Annotated in this window: 22 protein-coding genes and 1 tRNA gene; 13 read left to right on the forward strand and 10 right to left on the reverse strand. The window is 62.2% G+C overall.

Translation table 11 applies throughout. The features are described from left to right. Nucleotides 1-6: 6 nt before the first annotated feature. Complete coding sequence (locus HDG33_RS32080; RefSeq protein ID WP_184038947.1) at nucleotides 7-336, reverse strand: Cro/CI family transcriptional regulator; 330 nt, start codon at nucleotides 334-336, stop codon at nucleotides 7-9. A 13-nt stretch (nucleotides 337-349) separates the two neighbouring features. Between HDG33_RS32080 and HDG33_RS32085 the strand changes: the two genes are divergently transcribed. The 7 genes from HDG33_RS32085 (at nucleotide 350) to HDG33_RS32110 (ending at nucleotide 3,688) form a co-directional block, all read left to right on the forward strand. Further along, a complete protein-coding gene (locus HDG33_RS32085) occupies nucleotides 350-1,318 on the forward strand; it encodes an XRE family transcriptional regulator (RefSeq protein WP_184038950.1) in 969 nt (322 codons plus the stop codon). 70 nt (nucleotides 1,319-1,388) lie between these two features. After that, entirely contained in the window at nucleotides 1,389-2,024 is a 636-nt protein-coding gene (locus tag HDG33_RS32090; protein ID WP_184038953.1) for a BRCT domain-containing protein, read from the forward strand. A 47-nt stretch (nucleotides 2,025-2,071) separates the two neighbouring features. Continuing rightward, a complete protein-coding gene (locus HDG33_RS32095; protein ID WP_184038956.1) occupies nucleotides 2,072-2,728 on the forward strand; it encodes a hypothetical protein in 657 nt (218 codons plus the stop codon). Nucleotides 2,729-2,979: 251 nt separating this feature from the next. After that, nucleotides 2,980-3,156, forward strand: a complete 177-nt coding sequence (locus HDG33_RS32100; RefSeq protein WP_184038958.1) for a hypothetical protein — start codon at nucleotides 2,980-2,982, stop codon at nucleotides 3,154-3,156. A gap of 14 nt (nucleotides 3,157-3,170) precedes the next feature. Beyond that, nucleotides 3,171-3,380 (forward strand): hypothetical protein, encoded by a 210-nt coding sequence (locus HDG33_RS32105; protein WP_184038959.1) that lies wholly within the window; start codon nucleotides 3,171-3,173, stop codon nucleotides 3,378-3,380. Continuing rightward, on the forward strand, nucleotides 3,380-3,508 hold the full coding sequence (locus tag HDG33_RS37770; protein WP_260330655.1) for a hypothetical protein: 129 nt from the start codon (nucleotides 3,380-3,382) through the stop codon (nucleotides 3,506-3,508). Before HDG33_RS32105 ends, HDG33_RS37770 begins: the two co-directional genes overlap by 1 nt. A gap of 18 nt (nucleotides 3,509-3,526) precedes the next feature. After that, a complete protein-coding gene (locus tag HDG33_RS32110; RefSeq protein ID WP_184038961.1) occupies nucleotides 3,527-3,688 on the forward strand; it encodes a hypothetical protein in 162 nt (53 codons plus the stop codon). Between the two features lie 121 nt (nucleotides 3,689-3,809). Here the strand turns inward: HDG33_RS32110 and HDG33_RS32115 are convergent, their stop codons facing one another. Beyond that, nucleotides 3,810-4,418 carry a hypothetical protein gene (locus tag HDG33_RS32115; RefSeq protein ID WP_184038963.1) on the reverse strand — a complete coding sequence of 203 codons (609 nt, stop codon included), beginning with the start codon at nucleotides 4,416-4,418 and terminating at the stop codon, nucleotides 3,810-3,812. Nucleotides 4,419-4,480: 62 nt separating this feature from the next. Here HDG33_RS32115 and HDG33_RS32120 point away from each other — a divergent pair, with 62 nt between their 5' ends. The 4 genes from HDG33_RS32120 (at nucleotide 4,481) to HDG33_RS32135 (ending at nucleotide 7,605) form a co-directional block, all read left to right on the forward strand. Beyond that, entirely contained in the window at nucleotides 4,481-5,413 is a 933-nt protein-coding gene (locus HDG33_RS32120) for a hypothetical protein (protein ID WP_184038965.1), read from the forward strand. Nucleotides 5,414-5,497: 84 nt separating this feature from the next. Continuing rightward, nucleotides 5,498-6,322, forward strand: coding sequence for a DNA adenine methylase (locus tag HDG33_RS32125; protein ID WP_184038967.1), 825 nt, complete (start codon nucleotides 5,498-5,500; stop codon nucleotides 6,320-6,322). Between the two features lie 7 nt (nucleotides 6,323-6,329). Beyond that, nucleotides 6,330-6,506, forward strand: a complete 177-nt coding sequence (locus tag HDG33_RS32130; protein WP_184038969.1) for a hypothetical protein — start codon at nucleotides 6,330-6,332, stop codon at nucleotides 6,504-6,506. A gap of 13 nt (nucleotides 6,507-6,519) precedes the next feature. Then, nucleotides 6,520-7,605, forward strand: a complete 1,086-nt coding sequence (locus tag HDG33_RS32135) for a Lar family restriction alleviation protein (RefSeq protein WP_184038972.1) — start codon at nucleotides 6,520-6,522, stop codon at nucleotides 7,603-7,605. A 206-nt stretch (nucleotides 7,606-7,811) separates the two neighbouring features. Here HDG33_RS32135 and HDG33_RS32140 read toward each other — a convergent pair whose 3' ends face one another. Further along, nucleotides 7,812-8,078: a hypothetical protein gene (locus HDG33_RS32140; protein ID WP_184038975.1), complete on the reverse strand. Its 267-nt coding sequence runs from the start codon at nucleotides 8,076-8,078 to the stop codon at nucleotides 7,812-7,814. A 261-nt stretch (nucleotides 8,079-8,339) separates the two neighbouring features. On the opposite strand from HDG33_RS32140, the gene HDG33_RS32145 reads away from it, so the two are divergent. Further along, nucleotides 8,340-9,332 (forward strand): site-specific integrase, encoded by a 993-nt coding sequence (locus HDG33_RS32145; protein ID WP_184038978.1) that lies wholly within the window; start codon nucleotides 8,340-8,342, stop codon nucleotides 9,330-9,332. 89 nt (nucleotides 9,333-9,421) lie between these two features. Here the strand turns inward: HDG33_RS32145 and HDG33_RS32150 are convergent. The 7 genes from HDG33_RS32150 to fdnG all read right to left on the reverse strand — a co-directional run bounded on the left by HDG33_RS32150 (nucleotide 9,422) and on the right by fdnG (nucleotide 18,769). Further along, nucleotides 9,422-9,517, reverse strand: a tRNA-Sec gene (locus tag HDG33_RS32150). A 49-nt stretch (nucleotides 9,518-9,566) separates the two neighbouring features. After that, on the reverse strand, nucleotides 9,567-11,480 hold the full coding sequence (gene selB / locus HDG33_RS32155) for a selenocysteine-specific translation elongation factor (protein ID WP_184038981.1): 1,914 nt from the start codon (nucleotides 11,478-11,480) through the stop codon (nucleotides 9,567-9,569). 13 nt (nucleotides 11,481-11,493) lie between these two features. Beyond that, nucleotides 11,494-12,942, reverse strand: coding sequence for an L-seryl-tRNA(Sec) selenium transferase (gene selA, locus HDG33_RS32160; protein ID WP_184038984.1), 1,449 nt, complete (start codon nucleotides 12,940-12,942; stop codon nucleotides 11,494-11,496). A 46-nt stretch (nucleotides 12,943-12,988) separates the two neighbouring features. Beyond that, the gene (gene fdhE / locus HDG33_RS32165; RefSeq protein ID WP_090808552.1) at nucleotides 12,989-13,990 is read right to left on the reverse strand and encodes a formate dehydrogenase accessory protein FdhE; all 1,002 of its coding nucleotides are present in this window, start codon (nucleotides 13,988-13,990) and stop codon (nucleotides 12,989-12,991) included. A gap of 124 nt (nucleotides 13,991-14,114) precedes the next feature. Beyond that, nucleotides 14,115-14,771, reverse strand: a complete 657-nt coding sequence (locus HDG33_RS32170; RefSeq protein ID WP_184038987.1) for a formate dehydrogenase subunit gamma — start codon at nucleotides 14,769-14,771, stop codon at nucleotides 14,115-14,117. Further along, nucleotides 14,768-15,691, reverse strand: coding sequence for a formate dehydrogenase subunit beta (fdxH, locus tag HDG33_RS32175; RefSeq protein WP_184038990.1), 924 nt, complete (start codon nucleotides 15,689-15,691; stop codon nucleotides 14,768-14,770). The genes HDG33_RS32170 and fdxH overlap by 4 nt, the downstream gene beginning before the upstream one ends. Before the next feature lie 9 nt (nucleotides 15,692-15,700). Further along, a complete protein-coding gene (gene fdnG, locus HDG33_RS32180; RefSeq protein WP_184039008.1) occupies nucleotides 15,701-18,769 on the reverse strand; it encodes a formate dehydrogenase-N subunit alpha in 3,069 nt (1,022 codons plus the stop codon). A 455-nt stretch (nucleotides 18,770-19,224) separates the two neighbouring features. On the opposite strand from fdnG, the gene selD reads away from it, so the two are divergent. Continuing rightward, nucleotides 19,225-20,283, forward strand: a complete 1,059-nt coding sequence (gene selD, locus HDG33_RS32185; protein ID WP_184039011.1) for a selenide, water dikinase SelD — start codon at nucleotides 19,225-19,227, stop codon at nucleotides 20,281-20,283. Nucleotides 20,284-20,343: the final 60 nt, after the last annotated feature.

Here is a 20,343-nt window from a genome sequence, read left to right on the forward strand (position 1 = left end):
CACCTGCTAAATCACCATTCGCGCCATCTTGTCCCCGCGCTTGACGTTCCCCGCGGGTGGCTGAACGTCATCACTCGCCGCGGCACGATCAGTTGCGGAGATTCCGCCCTTTCCAGCCAGCTCGGGCCAGATGGACTCCCAGTCGTCCGGGCGCAGCATCTGTCGCGTTACGGCGCCAGAAGTCGCCTGCTCGATCGGCGTACAGTGTTCGATGGGCACCTGACGATCGGGGGACATCCATTGATGAACCGCGCCCTTCGTAACGCCGAGGATGTCGGCCAGCGCCTTGTAGCCACCGACAGCTGCCGCGGCGATCGCGATGGGATGTTTGTTCATGTGGAGGTCGGCAATGAGTGAGCTTCCGATCAAGTATAGATTTGCTAGACCCGAAAGTAAAGAAAAACGAGACCCGAATCGTTTAGATTTCCTATACCCTCCGCGCATGGAAATGAGAAACTGGATCAGGTCCGCCCGGAAGAAAGCCGACCTAACACAAGAGCAGCTCGGCGAAAAGCTCGGTGTGACCAAGGGAAACGTGTCTGCTTGGGAAAACGGCAGGCACGAGCCGAGCTATGCTCAGATCCAAGAGATTTCCGTCGTCACGAGGTGCCCGATGCCGGATACTCAGCCAAGCATCGGCAGCATGAGCGCACTGGACAGCAAAGACGTCGCCGAGCGAGTGCAAGAGATGCTCACGGAAACTGGCATGGACGCCAGCGCCTTTGCGGCAAAGGCCGCGATCCCGCTTGAGAGGGTAGAGGCGTGGCTCAAAGGAGCTGCGATCAGCGTTGAGGACGCGGTCGCTGTCCAGACTGCTTTCGGCTACAACAGCGCCTGGGTGCTGGCCCGCGTGGGCCAAAAGAAGGCCGCTATCCAGTACAACGACGAGTTCCGCCCCAAAGGCCTCGGGAAACGGAAACGACTAGCGGTGATAGGAATGGCGCAACTTGGCGACAACGGGTTCTGGGCCGACATTGAATACCCTGTCGGTCACGGCGACGGCTACATCGATTGGCCGACGTCCGATCCTGATGCATATGCGATTGAATGCTCCGGCGACTCCATGAGACCGCGCATCAAACATGGCGAATTTGTCATCGTCGAGCCGAACCACCCTATCCAGCCAGGCGAAGAGGTGATGGTCAAATCGAAAGACGGCCGGGTGATGGTTAAAGAGCTGGCTTACAAATCAGCCGGCCGCTATACCCTGCTCTCGATCAATGAAGCGCACGGAAAGATTACGCTGAACGAAGACGAAATCGACAAAATGCACTACGTTGCCGGGATTGCGAAGCGTTCCATGTGGCGACCAGACTAGCGGTGAAGGCGCAACGGGATGAGCCCGCATAAAACGGCCAATCGCGCCGAATGTACTGAGAGACCAGACCATGCCAGTAGAAAAAGATGAAGACGGTCAACCGTTTCGCGGGTTCCGTAGTTCAGCGGTTTCGGTGCGCAAGATTGATGAGCTCATGGGAATCATCAAGGGCGTTTTGGCCGACGGTAATGTCGACCAGATGGAAGCTGAATTTCTCCTAGATTGGATGAACTGCAATCGGGATGCAGCCGAACTTTGGCCTGCCAATGTTATCTATCCGCGCATACAGCGCGCGCTCGCAGACGGCTTACTCGATTCCAATGAGCAAAAAGACCTGCTCGGCCTCCTCATGTCGACCGTTGGCGGCAATACGGCGCAGCTGCGCGGCGAAACCTCGAACTCCACAAGCCTACCGGTCACCATGCCCGCGCCGGTCATCGAGTTTTCGGGACGCACTTTCTGCTTTACAGGAAAGTTCAACAGCGGCACGCGTGATTGGTGTCACGGCCAAGTTTCACTCCGTGGCGGCGTTCCCGCAGACTCGATCACGAAGAAACTGCATTATTTGGTCATCGGCGAGATCGGCTCAAGAGATTGGCTGCATTCAACCTTCGGCGCAAAAATTCAGAAGGCCGCTTCGTATGCTGCTGATGGCGCGGGGCTCGTCATAGTCACGGAGCAGCACTGGGCATCGCATTTAACCTGATGGCGATCCTTTTACGACGAACTACAACAATTTGAAAAGGCTTGACGATGAGTGCATCCATCGGGGAAATTGATTTTTCAGCCAACCGCGGTCAAGTCTCGGGCTTCGCGCGAGGCTGGTTCTTTTGGGTGCATCAGAGCTCCAAACCGGCTCTCGACATCACCTATTCAGAAATCATCGAGCCAAACAAGACCCAAGTCCTCAGAGATGGTGAGGCACGACGTCGTGGATTCGACTCGCTCGCTGACATGCAATCGAAAATCAAAGCTGCTGGCGGCGTCCTAGGAAAATCCAAAGACAACAAAGCGGTCATGGCCCGCTCGGTAAAGATGGCCGTCGTAAAGCAAGGTGACCCACCCGCTTATTCTTTCCGCGTCACCGACACGTTCGAAAGCCGATGCGGAAATTGGTCCATCCAAGTCGGCGAAGCGAAACCCGACAGCAGAACGGGTAAGAAAAAAACGGTCATCACAGCTGGTCGAGTGGGTTTCGACCTGTTTAAACACATTGACGACGACTCGTCCGAACGATGGAGTCGCCGCGGCTGGTTTGTTGTGTCGCAGAAGGAATTCGTGACACTCCTCAGAACCGGTAACGGCTTAACGCTGAATCTCTGCGCACCGGATGAAGTCAGCGCAGAAGTTCCAGATGCCGAACCCACCGTAGATGGTGACAATATGCAGGGCGATCTGTTCGGCGCCTGAAGCGCAATCTGCGCCCCGTCGTTCGGCGGGGCCGTCTCCCCAACATCTCCTTCTCTCGATTTCCATGTTACAAATTTTCTCGCGCACGAAGTCTCGTTGTTCTTGACTTTGATTGTCTAGTTTTTCTATACTTCATCTCAAGCGCTGGATGACAGCGCCGACGTGCGGAGCGCCCTAAGCTCAAAGCATTGCATGCCAGTGCTTTGTACTTAGAGCGCATCTCACACACCACCAGATCACCGGAGTGAGAGATGAACGTCAGAAAAGCCATGCACCGTGCTGCAACCAAAAGCCTCGACGGCCATTGCCGTTTCGTCGCGCAGCTCGGTCGCACAGTCGTTGTTCTCTCCCTCTCTGATCTGGCCCATTGTCCGAAGGCGCGTATCTATGTTGCCTTCGCTCGCGGTAAAGAAGTGCTGCCGCGGTGACTGGAGACCTTGAGATGAGCACTTTGCACGTACCCGCGCCTCGGCTCACCGAGAAAACGCGCGCTCGCAACGAGATCGATTACTTCGTCGACGGTGGCATGACCGATGCCGAGCTCGAGCAGTACGCTCGTCGCACCACGAAGCGCCCGCTTGTCTGCTTCGCATTCCTCGCCGCTTCGCCGTTCATCGTCGAAGGCATCTGCCGCTATCTGGGAGCGTGGTAATGCGCGACGTGAAATTTGGCCTGCGTATGTGCGCTGCTTTCGTCGCGATCGTCGTCATCCTGGGAATCGCTCAGAAGTGGGACGACGAGCAGACCGAGCAAGTCCGCGTCTCCATGCGTAACACCTGATCCCGTAAAGGCTCACCGATGGAAACACTCTTGATGCCGACGTTAGTAGTCCTCTGTGCTTTCACGGTAGGTCTGTGCTTCGGATTGATTCTTGGTGGCATGAACCGCGATACCGAAGCTCACGACGAAGCCTTTGGCGAACACGAGTGCGATGCGCACTATCCGCGCGTCGGCGATTAACCGGTCCCGCGGCCCTTCATGCCACGGTTTCAACCGGCGCTAGGGTGGGCCGGTCCATTCGAAGAGAAATTGATGATCTCGAGGCTCGCTGGACTATTCGCCGTCGATCTCGGCGTCGAGTTCAAGCGGTTTCAGATGTTTGGGGCTTCTCATGCGTAGAGCGATAGTGGGACTTCGGTTCGACGCCAACCGCGTGATTCAGGACGCCCAGCGCTTCCTTGCGCCATTCCCGCAAAATCCGCAAGTCCTGAATCCCGAAAACCGTGGAGTTGTATTTCGCCTTCACGCGGACAAGCCGAAGGGTCTCGACAAAAGAATGACGAAGTGTCCCAAGCATTGCCAATTGGCCCTTGTGTTCGACGTGCTGTCTGCACCAAGTCAAACGCGTGAGTATGTCGGCGACTTCGTCATCAGCAATCACGAACGTGTCGTTTTGCCCCGGCTCGAAGTCCGCAAACTGATTCAGGAAACCGACGATTTCATCGCTCAGCCAATTAAGTTCTGCCATAAGGCGGTAATTCGCCAATGCTTCTTCCGATGCGCGGCGAGTCTCCTCACGCCGATATTGGCTGTTCGAAATCCAAATTGCACCGACGATTGCAGCGATCGCGCCTACAGCCTGGACCCACGACGCCCAATCGGATTTGCTGAGATCCCAGAGGTTCTGAGTAACGACGATCGCACCGACCGCCAGCACTGCACCGGAATACGTCAAAAGCCATTTTGGCATGCAAGTCCCCGAAATTTTTCCGCGATCGTAGCATGCGCTGCGGCGAGTTTCAGGAGGCAGCAATGCCAATGAAAACGCGGCCGGCACTACTGGCATTCGCGGCGACCGCTACTGCCGTCTGTCTGTCCATCCTCGCTGGCTGGCAGCGCGGTGGATGGATGGTAGAGCGCGCACTGTGGATCGCTGTCGGCGTCGTGCTGGTTGTTGCCGCTCACCTGCTCCCTGCCCTGTGCCGGCCGCACGGTTGGCGCCTGCGGATCGTTGGCGCGGCTCTCTGGCTCGCTTGCATGGCGGCCACCTGCTACGGCCATGCGGTCTTCTTCCTGATGGCGCAGAAGCATGCAGGCGAGCTGCGGGCCGCGGCGGTACCGGTAGTCGGTACGACCGGTCGCGACCTGACGACGATCGCCGCCGACCGCGCCGGCGTAGTAGCGCGACTGGCTCGCGTGAGCGAGAGGCGCTGCAGTAACCAGTGCGCCGGCATCCGGATCGAGCGCACGGGCCTTGCCGCACGGCTCGACGCGCTCGACGTGGAGATGGCCGAAGCGAAGCGGGCAGAATCCGCGAGCGACCGCGCCGACGCAGCGCACGACGCAGCGCTCGCGGATCCGGTCACGGGTGCACTGACGGCGTTCGGCCTACCCGCCCCGCGCGCTGACCTGATCGCTGGCCTCGCCTTCGCGGCCGTGCTCGAGGCTGTCGCCTGCTTCGCCTGGCTGCTCGCCTTGGCCCCGGCTGCTGTTCCTGAAATCGCGGTAACGCCCGCCCTGCAAGCCAGTAACGCGGAGCCAGTCACGGTAGTAACGACAGTCAGTAACGGGACTGCGCCGGTCGAGTCGGTAGCGGCAGGCCAGCTCGATGACGCTGCCCGCGTCGCGACTGCTATCGCCACCGGGGAGATCCGCAGCACGGTGGCCGCGATTCGAAAGTTTCTCGGCTGCTCTCAGGCGACGGCGCAGGCCGTCCGGAAGCGCGTAAGGCAGGCCGACACGTAACCGCACTTCGATATTCGCTGCGCGAATAAACGGCAGTTATTCGCCAGACAGATACCGCTGAACTCCATCAATCACGAGACTCGCATGAGCACAAGGCCGATTCTGAGATACCACGGCGGGAAGTTCCTGCTTTCAGATTGGATCATCTCGCATTTCCCCGAGCATCGAATCTACGTCGAGCCGTTCGGCGGCGCCGGCTCAGTTCTGCTCTCGAAGAAGCGCAGCTATCAGGACGTCTACAACGACCTCGACAGCGAGATCGTCAACCTGTTTCGCGTGGTGCGCGACCGCGGCGCCGAGCTGCTAAGCGCGATTGAGCTCACACCGTATTCGAGGGACGAATTCAAGCTGTCGTACGAGAAGACGGACGACCCAATCGAGCAGGCCCGGCGCCTGGTCGTGCGTTCATTCATGGGGCATGGCAGCAATTCGCATAACCGCGCCACTGGGTTCCGCCGGCATTCGCGGCATTCGGGCACCTCGCCTTGCAGCGACTGGCGCAACTATCCGCCTGCGCTGACCGACATCATCGATCGCTTGCGTGGAGTCGTCATCGAGAACCGCGACGCGTTCGGGCTGATTTCCGAGCAGGACAGCGAGCAAACGCTTTTCTACCTCGATCCGCCCTACGTCATGTCTACGCGCGACAAGGGTTCCGACTATCGCTTCGAAATGACCGATGACCAGCATCGAGAACTGGCGGAGCTGCTACACGGCTTGGCGGGAATGGTCGTCCTGTCGGGCTATCACAGCGAGCTCTACGACGATCTGTACGCCGATTGGGCCTTTGTCGACCGGCGCGCTTTGGCAGACGGCGCGCGCGAGCGCGTCGAAACGCTCTGGCTGAACCCCGCATGCTCGAAAGCGCTCACCGAAGAGAGCGCGCAACACGCGCTCGATCTTGCCTGAGGACACGATGAACGATCGCGAGCTGCACATCCACATGGCGCGCGTTCACCTGTTCCACGCGCGCGTATCGCGGCATCACCCGGGCTGGCACGCAACGCTACTGCGCTGGGCCGCAGAGCGCCGCATCCGCGCCATGATGAAGACAACCGAAGCGCCCGCGCAGCTCGATCTGTTCGGCGCCTGACAACGAGGAAACGATGGATACGAAACAACTGAAGCCGTGCCCGTTCTGCGGTGGCCCGGCCGAACTCGAGCACATGGGCGAGCACTTCGGTGCGCGTTGCGAGAATTGGAAGTGCCAGGGCATGCAGGGCGCACTGATGCATCGCGACGCAGAATCAGCCGTCTCCGCATGGAACCGCCGCGCCGCTCTCCCTCCATCCGATACGGCGCAAGCGCCGGTAGATCCAGCCGACATCGAGCAGATGACGCCGAACCAACGGCGTGCGGTGAACAAGGGTCTCGCGGCGCTCGAAACGATGGCCGGCTTACGGGCCGCCGAGGTAAGCCTGAGCCGACTGGCGTTGCGTATCGCTGCCGTGCCCAATGAATCTGAACGAGCCGGACGCATCGCCGCGATGATCGAGCAAGGATTCATCGAAGGCGCATACCGCCACTTCCTCGACCACAAAGACGCCGCTCCCGTCGCCCCTGCTGCGCAAAAAGTTGCCGAGAACACGCAAGAAGTTGCGCGGCCCGACGAGCGCGCGGCGTTCGACCTTGACGCAATAGAGACAGCAGCTAGCGCCGCAACGCCGCAAGATATTGATAGCGCCGAGTCCGCCGATCACTACGACGACGGCCGCCACGTCGAGTGCCCGGCATGCGGCGGCGAAGGGTCCGTGACGCTCGAAGCCGACTTCTTGAACTACGACGGCGAAGCGCTTGGCGTCCAGTTTTACGGTATCGGCAAAGCACCGGGCCTCGCCGAGGCGTATTTCCGGGCCGTCAAGCCAGCTACCGTGCTCGCGCTGATCGCCGAGGTTCGCGCAGCCCGCGCGATGGCGCCTATGCAGCCGCTCATCGTTGATGGACACGGCGCCGTCCGATTCAAGCAGAACGACATCGTGCGGCACCTGCTGGACAACGGCGGCATCGATCTGAACACGATCGCCGCGCTCGACTTCACGGACGTGGATCGCCAGCAGTTCGCGCAGCTGATCGGCTACTCGGTCAGCGGCTATGGCGAACTCAGCTTTGTGTCGGATGCCAGCTATGACCGCGCCGCGGCCGGCGTCGACGCCGCTATCGCGGCATCCACAGAGAAGGAAGATAAGGCTTGAGCCAGCACGACGAATCACATGTCGCCGAAGCAATGAATAAGCTTTCCGGACTGTCCGCTTCCCACCGTGCAGAAGTCGTGCGACCACCGGTCCCAAACGATACCAATGCGCTCGGTGGTCTCGTACCTGAACATCCATGCGGCAATGAGCACCGCCGCGGCAGCAACCAACATGGCCCAAGTGGCCAAACTCCACTTGCGCATGGCTTAGCCGCCGAAGTCGTTGGCGCCGAGGAAAACCATCGCGAGAGTCGGATTAGCTCGCCGCGATTTGTATGCCGCTGCTCGAATCGTTTCGCGATGCTTGTTGAATACGTCAAGCCGATTTGCAAATTGATCGGTTCCCGCGAGGACCGCAAGAGCGGTGCCGGAGACCCTGGCGGGCACCTTTCCGTCGCGGTCGCTGATCACAAAGCTGATGTGATCGCCCGTGGTGACATCGCTTACGTCCGTAATCTGAAACGCATCTTCCATCGTGGCCTCCAAAAGGTCCCGCAAATCCTAGCATGACCGCAGCAGCACAACGAATTCTAGAAATCACGCGCAAACACTGGGGTGTGAAATGGACATTGTGAAAGGCAAGCGCGTGAGCGCGACCGAAGCGGCGCAGATCCTCGGGGTGCCGCGGTATGCGATAAGCCGGATAGACCGAGCCGGCGAGATAATTCAGCGTTACAAACTCGGTCACAAAACTCACGTCTACGAACTCGAATCGCTCTACAAATTCCTCGCATCATGCCAATCGAAACCATTACAAAAGCCGGTCGCCGCCGCTACCGCTGGACGTTCGAGCGCGTCATCGAGAACAAGCGTATCCGCAAAACCAAGCTCCTCCCTGCGGGAATTTCTGCGGCAGAAGCTGACAGGCTCGGCCGCGACTGGGACGCAGAAGTCTACGCGGTAGAGACTGGCATCAGGAAGCAAATCGTCACGATCGGAGAGTGCGTCCGACTGCACATCGAAGATGAGGGGGCAAACTGGAAAGACTTGCAGACGCGTGTCCGCGTGATGGATAAATACGCCCCCGAGTATGAGAATCAGGACGCGCTACAGCTCTACGGATGGTCGGTGAGCTTCACGGGCTATATGCGCGCCAGCGTCGATCGAGAGGGGCGGCCGAAAAAGCCGATGAGCGACAAGACGATCAGCAATACGCTGGGCTATATCCGAGCCGCGATCAAGTACGCCTACACCAAGGGCAAGGTCGAGCACGACGAGACAGGGAAGATGGTGATTCCCAAAGTCGACAATGAACGTCACGTCTATAAGGTCCGACGCGAGATGCTTGAGATCGCCAAAGCTTGCAAGCACCGGGAGACCCGCGCTGCGATCAGAGTGGCCTTCTATTCTGGTATGCGCCTAAGCGAAATTCTCCGCGCCAAGGTGACGCGCGATGGTTTCTCCTTGGCCACCACAAAAAATGGTCGGCCGCGCATTGTGCCAATTCATCCGAAAATCGCTGTCATCGCCCGCCGCGTGAAATTCACCATCCTGCCGCATAAGCTCAAGGACGAATGGAATAAAGCTCGAAAGAGTGCCGGATACCCAGACGTGCGATTCCACGACCTACGACATAGCGCAGCTTCCGAAATGATCAACGCCGGCATCGACCTGTACACGGTCGGAGGAGTGCTAGGGCACAAGACGCCAGCCTCGACAAAGCGCTATGCGCACCTGGTCACCGAGCGGCTTGCGGGAGCGGTCGCAAAGATCGGAACGAGAAAGTAAGCGGACGAATTCGGTTTCGGGCAGAAAAACCCACACACAGGATGCGTAAGACGGGTTTTCAGGAAGTACTAAAATCCCGCAAAGCCTTGTGGCGGAAGGCAGCCGGAGTCGAACCGACCTGAGAGCGTCTGACGCCCTCAACTGGGTTTGAAGCCCAGCCGCACCACCGGATACGAATGCCTTCCTACGGTGATTGAATGACGCGTGCCCAATAGAAACAGACCGCCAGCCAGATCAAGGCAGATCGAGCCAGCGGCTATCCGTGCGCACGAGGTGCAGGCCACGGTGGAAGCGAGTATACCCAACCCGGTCGAAGAACTCCAAAAGCTGGATCGCGCGTTTTCGGCCGAGCCCGGTCGCGTCGCGAAACGGCGCGGCCGCCACGGTGCCGCCGTTCTTGTGCGCCTCCGCCGCCGCGATCGACGCAAGTTCGCGAATCACCTGCTGGTGATAGAACAGGTCATGCACGACCTGGAACAGCTCGCCCTGACGCGCGAGCTTGCGCAGCAGCTGACGCACGCGCTCCTCCGGCACACCGTGCGCGTTCGCGAGCTCGCGCACCCACGGCGGATCGAAACGCCCCGCCTCGATCTCGGGCAGTAGCGTCGCGGCAAGCGCCTGATCGGCGGCGTCGAGCGTCACGGCGTGGCCGGGCAAATGCAGCCACGGTCCGAGTCTGACGAGCTCGCCACGCGCCGCCGCATCGTCGACCAGCGCGCGCCACAGGGCGTCGTCGACCAGTGGCGCCGCGATGCGCCGCAAGCGCGACACGTCCGGGCCGAGCTCGTCGGGCGAGCGCTCGTGATATTGCGCGAGCGCACTCGTCAGGCGCCCCTCGAGCGTGTGCCATGTCGCGTCCGCGACCAGCAGCGCGTCATGGCCCGGCAGTTCGATCGTGCGTGTCGCGGCGGGCAACGCGAGCGCCGCCGCCGGCATCCCCGTGAGGCGCTCCAGCAACGCCCGCGACAAACCGTGCGGCGCGCGCGCGAACAGCGCGTCGAGTGAGCCGGTGTCGAGCAGCGTCTGCATCGCGTCCAGCCAGCCAAAGCGCTCCGGCGAGCGCCGCTTGCGCGCCGGAGCGAACGCATCGAGCACGTGCCCGCCGCCCACCGTGCGATTGGCCTGAGCGTTACGCACGACGAAGCGATCGCCCGGCACCGTGCACAGCGGCAGCTCGAACACGAGTTGCACGCGCGCGCGCTGACCGGGCGCGAGCGTGTCGCCTTCGAGCAGCGAGACATGCGCAACCTGATGCTGCGTGCCGAGATGCACGTGCAGCGGCTCCCAATGTTCAAGCGCGTGCGGTGCGTCGGCGAGCAGCGTCAACGCGACGTCGATGCGCTCGCTCGCTTGCGACAGTCGCGGATCGACGATCCAGTCGCCGCGCTCGATCGCACTCTTCTCGATGCCCGCCAGATTCAGCGCGCAACGCTGGCCGGCGCGACCGGTTTCGGCGGGGCGATTCTGCGCGTGGATGCTGCGCACGCGCACCGATTCGTTTTTCGGCGCAAGCAGCATCGTGTCGCCGACGCTCACGCTGCCCGCCACCACGGTCCCGGTGACGATCGTGCCCTGCCCCGCGAGCGTGAACACGCGATCGACGGCGAGGCGGAACAGGCCGTCGTCGCGCTTCATGCGCCATGCGGCGGCCTGCTCGCGCAGATGCGCGTTCAGCGCGGCGACGCCCGCATCGCCCGCGCGCGTCGCGCAAGTATCGAATACCGGCGCGTCGCGCAGCACGCTGCCAGCGACGAACACACTCACTTCATCGCGCACTTCGCGCAGGCGCTCGTCGTCGACGCGATCCACTTTCGTCAACGCGATTGCGCCGCGCCGGATGCCGAGCAGTTCGACGATTGCCAGATGTTCGCGCGTTTGCGGCATCACGCCGTCATCGGCGGCGATTACGAGCAGCGCGAAGTCGATGCCGCTCGCGCCCGCGGTCATCGTATGCACGAGCTTTTCGTGGCCCGGCACGTCGATCAGACCGAGCACGTCGCCGTTGTCGAGCGGTACGTACGCGTAGCCGAGCTCGATCGAAATGCCGCGCGCTTTTTCTTCCTTGAGCCGGTCCGTGTCGACGCCGGTGAGTGCCTTCACGAGGCTCGTTTTGCCGTGGTCGATATGCCCAGCAGTACCGACGATCATGCGTGCCCGTCCTTCAGTTGCTTTTCGGTTGCGCGATCAGCTGTGCGATCAATTGCGCTTCGTCGGCGGCTTCGAGGCAGCGCAGATCGAGCCGCAACGCGTCGTCCGCGATCCGGCCGAGCACCGGCCGCGTCATCTCGCGCAACTGCTTTTCGAGCGCGAGCAGATGACGGCCGCCGCGCTTGCCGTCGGTCATCCTGATGACGAGGCCATAGCTCGGCAGCACGTCGACGGGCAATGCGCCGCTGCCGATCTGGCTGAACATCGGCTCCGCGGCCACGGTGTAGCGCGCGTCGATCGCCTGCTGTAACGCCGGTAACACGCGCTGCGCGGCGCCGTGAATATCTTCGGCGGGCCGCGTGAGGAGCCGTAGCGTGGTCAGCCGCTCCGTCAACTTCTCCGGCGCGCGATACAGCTGGAGCACAGGCTCCAACGCCGCGAGTGTCAGCTTGCCGACCCGCAGTGCGCGCTTCAGCGGATGCTTCTTGATCTTCGCGATCAGATCGCGCCGCCCGACGATCAACCCGGCCTGTGGGCCGCCGAGCAGCTTGTCGCCGCTGAACGTGACCAGATCGGCGCCGGCCGCGACGGTCTCGCGCACCGTCGGCTCGCGCGGCAAGCCCCATTCGGCGAGATCGACGAGCGTGCCGCTGCCGAGATCGACGGCGACCGCAAGCCCGCGCGCGTGCGCGAGCGGCGCGATCTCTTCGATGCCGACTTCCTTCGTGAAGCCACTGATCGCATAGTTGCTCGCGTGGACTTTCATCAGCAGCGCGGTACGCGCGTTGATCGCCTGTTCATAGTCCTTCAGATGGGTGCGGTTCGTCGTGCCGACTTCGCGCAGCTTCGCGCCCGCGCGGCTCATGATGTCGGGAATGCGAAACGCGCCGCCGATTTCGACGAGTTCGCCGCGCGACACCACCACTTCCTTCTTCGCCGCGAGCGCGGACAGCGTGAGCAGCACCGCGGCGGCGTTGTTATTGACGATGGTCGCCGCTTCGGCTCCGGTCAGCTCACAGATCAGATCGTCGATCAGATCGTCGCGGTCGCCGCGCGTGCCGGTGGCGAGATCGAACTCGAGGTTGGCCGGTTGCGTGAGCGCGCTCATCACCGCGCGCACCGACTCATTGGGCAGCAGCGCGCGGCCGAGGTTCGTGTGCAACACGGTGCCGGTCAGATTGAACACGCTGCGCAGTCGCGACGCGTTACGCGCGAGCAGCGCCGCGGCGACCGTCGCATGCAGCTGCGCGGTATCGAGCGCGCTCACCGCCGGGTTGGCCGCCGCATCGCCCGATTGCGCGCTGATGCGCCACGCATCGAGCGCGTCGCGCAGCGCGTTGAGAACCTGGGTGCGACCGTATGCGCCGATGAGCGGCACGAATTGTTCCGACGCCAACACCTTGTCCACCGACGGAACGCGCGCCATCAGCGCGCGCAATGCCGAGCTGCTCACATCGCTCACGAGCAATCCTTATGTCGTTTTGAACTTGCGTCCGGTCAGGTCGCCGTCAGGCCGACTCGTCGCCCTCCGTTTCGGCCGCGCCGGCCGTCTGCTCCGGCCACAGCCATGGATGCGGCGACGCGCGCCGGTAACCTTCCGCGCCCATCAGCAGATCGAGCGTGAGGCTCGCGAGGTCGTCCGCGAATGGATCGAACTCGTAGTCCTTCGCCTGAATGCCGATCTTGCGGTAAGTATGGCATTCGTCGCACGACTCCGCCTTCAGCGCGGCGTTTTTCGATTCGGCCTCGCGCGCGGCTGCGTCGGCGTCGGGCGAGCCGGCCACCTGGTACGCGATGCCCTTCGTCGAATCGCAGTTCGAGCATTTGCTACGGACCATATGCCATTCGGTCGCGCACAATCCGCATTGCAGATAGCGATAGTTGTCGTACGCGCCGCCGATGCGCAGCGTGCTCGCCACCGGATGCGAGCCGCACACCGGGCACAGGCCCGGTGTGTCGAGGTACGGTACGGCGCGCTTGTCGATGTCGGCGGCGAGGTCGGTCCATACGACCTGCAGCGCGGCCATGATGAACGGCGCGCTCGCGGGATCGACGTCGGCGAAGCGCTGCGCGAAGATCGCGTCGGCCTGCGCTTCGAGCGCGGCGACGTCGAGCGAGCGCAGGCGCGCGAACAACGCCACGAGCGGCGGCGTCAACGGGGGACCCGCCGCTTCGATCCTGTCGAGCAGTTGTAGCAGCACATCGCGCCACGCCGGATCGCGCGCGCCGGACAGCGCCGGAATCAGCGGCATCGAATACTGCTGCGCGCTCGCGATCAGCTCGGGGCTCGGTGGCTGGGCCTTGAAGTGCGCGAGCACCGCCTGCTGCGCATCGGCGAGCGCCGCCATCAGCCGCAGGTAGCCGGCGATCGGATTGCCGCGCGAGGCGAGCTGACGCAGGCGCGCGGCGCGCGGCGCGAACACCGCGAGCCGCTCGGGCATGCGGATGCGGGGTATTGCCGAGGGATCGAGCGACTCGATGTCGGCGGCTTCGAGAATGCGTTGAGTCAAGATATCGACCTCTGAAAACTGAAGGGCCGCCGCCCGTCATCGACGAGGCGCGGCGGCCCGGTGCGAGGGGCGCTGCGTGCGGCGCATTGAAACATGCGCTGGGGCAGCGCCGATTGAGCATACTTTACTTGCCGATGATTTCCCTGAACCAGTTTGGATGATGCTTGCGCGCCCAGCCATAGGTAACGGTGCCGCGCGTCATCGCACCTATGGAGCCCTTGACCCACAGCGCCGCATAGATATGCACGATGATGCCGACGATCAGCAGGAATGCCGTCACGGCATGCACGAGCGCCGAGAGCCGGATCACACCAATCGGGAAATAGAACGAAAAGTAGCGCCGCCAGATCACGATGCCGCTCAGCAACAGCAGCAGCATACAGATCACCATCACGAAGAACAGCAGCTTCTGCCCGGCGTTGTACCTGCCGATTGCGGGCAGGCGTTCCTCGCGATTGTTCAGCACGTCGCCGATCTGCTTCATCCACTGGATATCCGCCTGGTCCAGATAGTTGTGATGCCAGAAGCGCAACGCAAGAATCAGGAACGAGATGAACATCACGCAGCCGATGAACGGGTGCAGAATCCGCGTCCACTGCCCGCCGCCGAGTACCACGTACAGAAACGCCATCGACGGATGGAACAACGCGAGACCGGACAGCGCAAGCAGGATGAAACAGATCGCGGTGATCCAATGATTCGTGCGCTCGTTCGGCGTATAGCGCACGATCAGTCGGTTGCCCTTCAGGTCCGTGAAATCGGTGTGCTCAGAGTGGTTCATTGCGTACCCTCCCGCGAACGGCGTGCTTCTTCGGCTTCCTTGACGGCTGCGGCTTCGTCGGCCTCGGACACCTCGTTCGGGCCGACGCGCGTGTAGTGGAAGAAGCCCGCGAGCGCGGCGATCCCCATAATGGCGAGCCCGATCGGCTTGGCGATGCCCTTCCACAAGGAGACCAGCGGACTGATGCGCGGATCGTCCGGCAGGCCGTGATACAGCGACGGCCGGTCGGCGTGGTGCAACACGTACATCACATGCGTGCCGCCGACCTTGGCCGGGTTATACAGGCCAGCGTTCTGAAAACCGCGCTCCTTCAGATCGACGATGCGGTCCTCGGCCTGCTGCTTCATGTCCTCCTTGGTGCCGAACATGATCGCGCCGGTCGGGCAGGTCTTCACGCAGGCCGGCTCCTGGCCGACCGCCACACGATCCGAACACAGCGTGCACTTGTATACGCGGCGATCCTGCTTCGACATACGCGGTATGTCGAACGGGCAGCCGGCGATGCAGAAGCCGCAGCCGATGCAGTTCTCCTGGTGGAAATCCACGATGCCGTTCGTGTACTGCACGATCGCGCCCGGCGCCGGACAGGCCTTCAGACAGCCCGGGTCGTCGCAGTGCATGCAGCCGTCCTTGCGGATCAGCCATTCGATATCGCCGGCGGAATTCTCGTACTCGGCAAACCGCATGACGGTCCACGAATGCTCGGTGAGATCGGGCGGGTTGTCGTAGACGCCCACGTTCACGCCGATCTCGTCGCGCAGATCGTTCCACTCCATGCAGGCCGTCTGACACGCCTTGCAGCCGATGCACTTCGACACGTCGATGAGCTTCGCGACCGTGCCCGTGGCCGGCTCGCGAATCACCGGCGGCTGGGTGGTGGTGGCCGAGACGCGTCTGATGTCTAGTGATTGCAGTGCCATCTCTTCCCCTTATGCCTTTTCGACCTTGACGAGGAACGACTTGGTTTCCGGTGTCTGTGAATTCCCGTCGCCCACCGGGGGCGTCAGCGTATTGACGAGATAGCCCGGCCTTGCGAGCCCCATGAAGCCCCAATGAATCGGCAGCCCGACGGTCTGCACCTTCTTGCCTTCGATCATCAACGGTTTGATCCGCTTCGTCACGACCGCGACCGCAATCACGTGCCCGCGGTTCGAACTGACCTTGACCCGGTCGCCGGCCACCACGCCGATCTCCTTCGCGAGGTCTTCGCCGATCTCGACGAACTGCTCGGGCTGGATAATCGCGTTCAGCTTCACGTGCTTGGTCCAGTAGTGGAAATGCTCGGTCAGACGATAGCTGGTCCCCGTATGCGGGAAGTTTTCGTGCGTGCCAAACGTGGCCTTATCGTCCGGGAACACGCGCGCCGCCGGGTTGCTGACGGCCAACTTGTTGTCCGGATGCAGCGGGTTGTAGCCGAGCGGTGTTTCGAACGGCTCGTAATGCTCGGGGAATGGCCCTTCGACCATATTCTCGCGCGCGAAGAACCGCGCGACGCCTTCCGGATTCATGATGAACGGATTCATGCCGTTTTCAGGCGGCTCGTCGGCCTTGAAGTCCGGAATGTCGGCGCCCGACCACGTGCTGCCGTTCCACGCGATCAGCTTACGCGTCGGATCGAACGGCTTGCCGTTGAGATCGCACGACGCGCGGTTGTATAGAACCCGCCGGTTCACCGGCCATGCCCACGCCCAGTTCAGCGTGTTGCCGATGCCGGTCGGGTCCGAGTTGTCGCGGCGGCCCATCTGGTTGCCCGCCTGGGTCCAGGCGCCGCAGAAGATCCAGCAACCGCTCGAGGTCGAGCCGTCGTCGCGCAGCAGCGCGAAACTGGCGAGCTGCTCGCCTTTCTTCGCGAGCACCTTGGTCGGGTCCTTCGGATCAGTAACGTCTGCGAGCGCCTTGCCGTTGAACTCCATCGCGAGTTCTTCGGGCGTCGGGCTGTCCGGCTTCGCATACGGCCAGCTCATGTTCAGGATCGGATCGGGATATTTGCCGCCGTCCTTGCGGTAAGCCTCGCGAATCCGCAGCCACAGCCCTGCCATGATTTCGAGGTCGCTCTTCGCTTCGCCGGGGCCGTCCGCCCCTTGCCAGTGCCACTGCAGCACCCGGCTCGAACTGACGAGCGAGCCGCGTTCCTCGGCGAAGCAGGTGGTCGGCAGACGGTAAACCTCGGTCTGGATCGATGCGCTGTCGACATCGTTGAACGGGCCGTAGTTCTTCCAGAACTCGGACGTTTCCGTTGCGAGTGGGTCCATGATCACGAGCCACTTGAGCTTGGCCAGAGCCGCGCCGTTCTTCGACTTGTACGGCGCGGCGGCAAGCGGGTTGAAGCCCTGCGCGATGTAGCCGGTCATCTTGCCCTGACTCATCAGCTCGAAGACCTGCAGCAGGTCGTAGGACTTGTCGAGCTTCGGCAGATAGTCGAAAGCGAAGTTGTTTTCGGCGGTCGCCTTGTCGCCCCACCACGATTTCATGAAGCTCACGTGGAACGCGCGATAGTTGCGCCAGTAGCTCAGCTGGTTCGGCCGCAGCGGCTGGCTGGCGCGCTTGGCGATGTAGGCGTCGAAGTCCTGCTCCGCTTCCATCGGCAGCGTCATGTAGCCCGGCAACAGGTTCGACATCAGGCCGAGGTCCGTCAGGCCCTGGATGTTCGAGTGGCCGCGCAGCGCATTCATGCCGCCGCCAGCGATGCCGATATTACCGAGCAGCAGCTGCACCATCGCGCCGGTGCGGATCATCTGCGAACCGATCGAGTGCTGCGTCCAGCCAAGCGCGTACATGATCGTGCACGCGCGTCCCGGCACCGACGTCGACGCGAGCATTTCGCATACATGCAGGAACTTGTCCTTCGGCGTGCCGCAGATTTTTTCGACCTGCTCAGGCGTGTAGCGCGAGTAGTGCTTTTTCATCAGCTGATAGACGCAGCGCGGGTCTTGCAGCGTCGGATCGACCTTGGCGAAGCCGTCATCGCCGCGCTCGTAGTCCCACGAAGTCTTGTCGTAGCTGCGCTTGTCGGCGTCGTAGCCGGAAAACAGGCCGTCCTTGAACGCGAAATCCTCACGGACAATGAACGACATGTCCGTGTAGTTCTTCACGTACTCGTGCTGGATCTTGTCGTTCGTCAGCAGATAGTTGATCACCCCGCCGAGGAACGCGATGTCCGTGCCGGTGCGGATCGGCGCGTAGTAGTCGGCGACCGACGCCGTGCGATTAAAGCGCGGGTCGACCACGATCAGGCGCGCCTTGCGGTGCGCCTTGGCTTCGGTGACCCATTTGAAACCGCATGGGTGTGCCTCGGCCGCATTGCCGCCCATCACGAGAATCACGTCCGCGTTTCTGATGTCGACCCAATGGTTCGTCATCGCTCCACGGCCAAACGTCGGGGCAAGACCTGCCACCGTCGGGCCATGTCAGACACGCGCCTGATTGTCGAATCCGAGCATGCCAAGACTGCGAGCAGTCTTGTGCGTCAGGTAACCCACCTCGTTGCTGCTGGCCGACGCAGCAAGCATCCCGGTCGTCAGCCAGCGGTTGACCTTCTTGCCGTCTGCGCTCGTCTCGACGAAGTTCGCGTCGCGGTCTTCCTTCATCAGCTTCGCGATGCGGTCCAGCGCGTCTTCCCACGAGATGCGCTTCCACTCGTTCGCCCCGGCCGCGCGGTACTCGGGATAGCGCAGACGGCTCGGGCTATGGATGAAGTCGATCAGGCTCGCGCCCTTCGGGCACAGCGTGCCGCGATTGACCGGATGGTCGGGGTCGCCCTCGATGTGGAAGATGCTCGTCTTCACATTCTTGGCCTCGTCGCCAAGACCGTACATCAGGATGCCGCAGCCCACCGAACAGTACGGGCAGGTGTTGCGGGTTTCAGTCGCACGCGACAATTTGTACTGACGGACTTCGGCCAGCGCGGGTGTCGGCGAGAAGCCCATCAGGGCCAGGCTCGATCCGGCAAGTGTCGTGGCAGAGACCTTCAGGAATTGTCGCCGAGTCATTTGCGTCATTGCATGGCCTCGGCTCTTTTGGGGACAAAATTGATTATAGATGCCGTTTCGCGACCTGCAGCGTAGTGCATTCGCCACCCCGGTAAATGGGACATGCGAAAGTCACTTGAAAGGGCGGCACCCAGCTGGCACGATTTATTCCCGCTGCTGGGCACCGTTCATGCGGCATCCGCGAATATTGACTCCCACTGAGCTCATCGGCGGACTATTGCGCTCCTATTAACTACCCAGGCGCCGCGGAATTGCGTTGTAGCGTAAAGAATTCGTTTCATCGCGCGTACATGCCGCTTGCATTTCCTTCGGCATTAGTATTTTTTACGCAGCCGTTTATCGCTCGGCAAAACGGGGTTCGAAACGGGTTCGCCATAGAGCCGGTTTGTGCCCGTGCCGACGCTGCACAGTGTGAAAACAACCCTCATAATGCGGTCATTCGACGAACCCCAACTCTCGCCCCCATGACCCAAGTCCAAGCAAGCCAGTCGCCCCGCCTGACGAGCCTGTCGCACGGCGGCGGCTGCGGCTGCAAGATCGCGCCCGGCCTGCTCGCCGATCTGCTCAAGCGCAGCGCGCCGCTGCCATTCTTCCCCGACCTGCTGGTCGGCAACGACACCGCCGACGACGCCGCCGTCTACAAGCTCAACGAAGACCAGGCGATCGTCGCGACTACCGATTTCTTCATGCCGATCGTCGACGATCCATTCGACTTCGGCCGCATCGCCGCGACCAACGCAATCTCCGACGTCTACGCGATGGGCGGCAAGCCGATCATGGCACTCGCGATCGTCGGCATGCCGATCAACGTGCTGCCGCACGACGTGATCGCGGCCGTGCTGAAAGGCGGCGAATCGGTCTGCGCGGAAGCGGGCATCCCGCTCGCGGGCGGCCATTCGATCGATTCCGTCGAGCCGATTTACGGCCTCGTCGCGCTGGGCATCGTCGATCCGAAGCGCGTCAAGCGCAACGCGGGCGGCCAGGCCGGCGACGTGCTGATCCTCGGCAAGCCGCTCGGCGTTGGGATTCTGTCCGCGGCACTGAAGAAAGACCGGCTCGACGCGGCCGGCTACGCGGCAATGATCGGCGCGACCACCAAGCTGAACCGGCCGGGCGCCGAGCTGGCGCGGCTCGACGGCGTGCATGCGCTGACCGACATCACCGGCTTCGGCCTGCTCGGCCACACGCTGGAACTCGCACGCGGCTCGAAGCTGACCGCGCGTGTGCGCTACGCGGACCTGCCGTGGCTGCCGAACGTCGCGAGCCTCGCGCAAGCAGGCATTTTCACCGGCGCATCGGGCCGCAACTGGGATGCCTACGGCCACGACGTGGTGCTGCCCGCCACCTTGCCGTCCGCCGGCCGCGCGTTGTTGACCGATCCGCAGACGTCGGGCGGGCTGCTGGTGTCGTGCTCGCCCGAAGCGGTAGACGAAGTGCTCGCGCTGTTCCGCGCCGATGGCTTTGCCGACGCACGGGTGATCGGCGAGCTGGTGAGCGGGGAAGCGCGGGTCGAAGTCATCTGAGGTAGGCGGCCGAAGGACGTCACCGGAGAACCCGGGAAGGACGCATATAACCGGCCCGAA

This window comes from Paraburkholderia sp. Cpub6, from assembly GCF_014201065.1.
Classification (GTDB): domain Bacteria; phylum Pseudomonadota; class Gammaproteobacteria; order Burkholderiales; family Burkholderiaceae; genus Paraburkholderia; species Paraburkholderia tuberum.